The following is a 2,463-nucleotide window of genomic DNA, read 5'->3' as shown; positions in this document are numbered from 1 at the left end:
GTATCGAGACCACACCGGGCGGACGCTGGGGGTTGGTCCGCGCTGGGCCGTTGCCGGGTGGTCTCGATACGCAGCCACGGCGCTCGTTCCTCGCGCGTGGCCGCTACTCGACCAGCGAGACCTACCGTTGGTCGAGTAGCGCGGAGCCGCGAGGGACGAGCGTACTCCGGGCGTATCGAGACCACCCCGAGCCGTCGCTGGGGGTGGGTCAGAAGGTGACGGCCATCTGCTCGAGGACGCGGTGGGCGAGGTCGGTGTCGCCGCTCACCGCGACGTCGACCGCACCCGGGCGCCGACGGCCTGCGGCCAGCACGGCGAAGGCCTCGGACGTCAGCGTGAGGGTGGCGGTGGGGGCGTCCGGCACGCCGGGGCGGGCGCGGCCGTCGTCGCCGACCGTCGCGCCGACCTGCAGGGCGATCGGGCCGGTGAGGTCCCACAGGACCGACGTGCCGGCCGTCGCGCCGACCTTCTTGCCGAGCACGAACGGCATCGCGGCCGCGAAGATGTGGGTCGTGACCTGCGCGCCGGCCGAGTCGAGGTTGCCGGGCCGGTCGACGGCGCGACGCACGTCCTGCTCGTGGCACCAGACGTCGACGGTGCGGTTGCGCAGCATCGTGTCCCACGTCCAGCCGACACCGGCGGGCGTGTGCTCGGCGCGCGCGGTGGGGTCGTCGGGCAGCGCGTCGCCGAGCCGCTCCGCGCGGACGTCGACGCTGCGGCGCAGCTCGTCGAGCACCTGCTCACGCGTGAGCCCGCGCCGCGACTCGACCCCGGCCTCCGTGTACACCGAGGCGATGCCGCCGGCCGACGCCGTGGTGGGTGCCTCGTCGACGACGTGGCCGGCGGTGACGGCCTCGAGGTGCGCGAGGTGGGCGGCGACGTCGGCGACGGTCCAGCCCGGCAGGTCGGTGGGCGTGGACCACGCCGCGTCGTCGAGGTCCTCGAGCAGGGCGATCGTGTCGCGGACGCTGGCCAGCCAGGCGTCGACGTAGGTCTGCAGCATTCAGTCCTCCAGGGTGCGCTTGCGTCGGGTCCACCAGGTCGCCACGGCGAGCGCGACGGCGACGGCGGCGGCGATCCAGGCGATGCCCGCGCCGTTGCGGGTGCGGTCGAGGAAGCCGTCGGCGACGGCCACCCGGTAGGTCGCGGCGTCGGCGGCGCGGTCCTTCGGCGTGCAGCGGACCGCGACCTGGTCCGACCCCTCACGCTCGAACGCGATCAGGTACCAGGTCGAGCCGTCCTGCGGCACGCGCAGGTCGATGGGCGCGTCCTCGAGCTGCACCGGCTTCGCGCCCTTCGCGGGCCCGGTCGCGGTGCACGTGACGTCGCGCTCCGGCTGCCGGACGTCGGTGAAGACGGCCAGCGAGGCGCCCTTCGCGTCGACCCGCTCGGTCAGGTTCTGCAGCGTCGCGTCACGGACGTGGTCCCAGGCGCCGGCGGCGACGACAGCCGAGGCCATCCATCCGCCGATCGCGAGCAGGAACGCCGCGAGGTACCACAGCGGACTGGTCAGACGCACCCGCTCACTCTGGCACACGCGTCGGTGCGGGTCAGGTGGGCCACGCGCGACGGCTTGACCGCAGGGCTTGGGAGGAGGACGCTGGACCCCGCTAGTTGAATCTTCACCTTTATCAAGGAGCTCCCATGGACGAGGTCTTCCTCATCTCCCGCTTCCTCTTCGCCTACCTCGTCATCGGCTCGGGCATCGGTCACCTCACCGCGACCGGCGCCATGGCCGGCTACGCCGAGTCGCGCGGTCTCTCGAACGCCAAGGTGCTCGTGCAGGTCAGCGGGGTCGCGCTGCTGGCCGGCGGCGTCTCGGTGCTGCTCGGCATCTGGGGCGACATCGGCGCCCTCGGCCTGGCGATCCTGCTGCTCGTCACGGCCGTGCTGATGCACGCGTTCTGGAAGGAGAGCGACGCCCAGGCCAAGCAGATGGAGATGGTCGCCTTCAACAAGAACGTCGCCCTCGCCGGCGGTGCGCTGGCGCTGTTCGTGCTGCTGTCGACCGACTTCGCGCCCTACACGCTCACCGGCGCGCTCATCAACTGGCGCTGACGACGGGCTGAGTGGCGACGCCCGGCGCGACCACGAGGCGTTCCAGCACGAGGGCGAGCGGCGGCCACGTCGCTCGCCCTCGGCGCGTCCAGACGAGCGCGCGCATCGTGACCCCGGGGTCGCGGAACGGGACCACCGTCACGCCGTCGCGCGGACGACGCCAGAGCGGCAGCATCCCGACGCCGAGGCCCGCCACCACGAGGTCCTCGACGAGGTCGAGGCTGTCGGACAGGTGCTCGACCCGTGGCTCGAAGCCCGCCATCGACGCGAGGACCCGCAGCACCTCCTCGTCGGCCGTGTTCCGCGAGTTGCCGATCCAGGCGCCGGCGGCGTGGCGGCGCAGCAGGTCGGGCGCGGCGAGGTCGGTGGCGGGTGCGTCCGCCGTCGGCACACCCAGGCCCCACG

4 protein-coding genes are annotated in these 2,463 nt (G+C 73.3%); 1 reads left to right on the top strand and 3 read right to left on the bottom strand.

Annotated elements, in window-relative coordinates:
- Positions 1-208: 208 nt before the first annotated feature.
- Together NH339_RS17910 and NH339_RS17905 are read right to left on the bottom strand one after the other, a co-directional pair.
- Complete coding sequence (locus NH339_RS17910) at positions 209-1,003, bottom strand: maleylpyruvate isomerase family mycothiol-dependent enzyme (protein WP_253027352.1); 795 nt, start codon at positions 1,001-1,003, stop codon at positions 209-211.
- Positions 1,004-1,519 (bottom strand): hypothetical protein, encoded by a 516-nt coding sequence (locus NH339_RS17905; protein ID WP_253027351.1) that lies wholly within the window; start codon positions 1,517-1,519, stop codon positions 1,004-1,006.
- Positions 1,520-1,644: 125 nt separating this feature from the next.
- Between NH339_RS17905 and NH339_RS17900 the strand changes: the two genes are divergently transcribed.
- Positions 1,645-2,058 carry a DoxX family protein gene (locus NH339_RS17900; protein WP_253027350.1) on the top strand — a complete coding sequence of 138 codons (414 nt, stop codon included), beginning with the start codon at positions 1,645-1,647 and terminating at the stop codon, positions 2,056-2,058.
- Here NH339_RS17900 and NH339_RS17895 read toward each other — a convergent pair.
- The coding region (locus NH339_RS17895) for a LysR substrate-binding domain-containing protein (RefSeq protein WP_253027349.1) at positions 2,045-2,463 on the bottom strand (419 nt) is incomplete at its 5' end. The two genes, NH339_RS17900 and NH339_RS17895, sit on opposite strands and share 14 nt — an antisense overlap.

The sequence above is a fragment of the Aeromicrobium sp. CnD17-E genome (assembly GCF_024124745.1).
GTDB lineage: Bacteria > Actinomycetota > Actinomycetes > Propionibacteriales > Nocardioidaceae > Aeromicrobium.
Note: the sequence above shows the minus strand (reverse complement) of the source record. Positions and strands in the feature narration are given on the sequence as shown.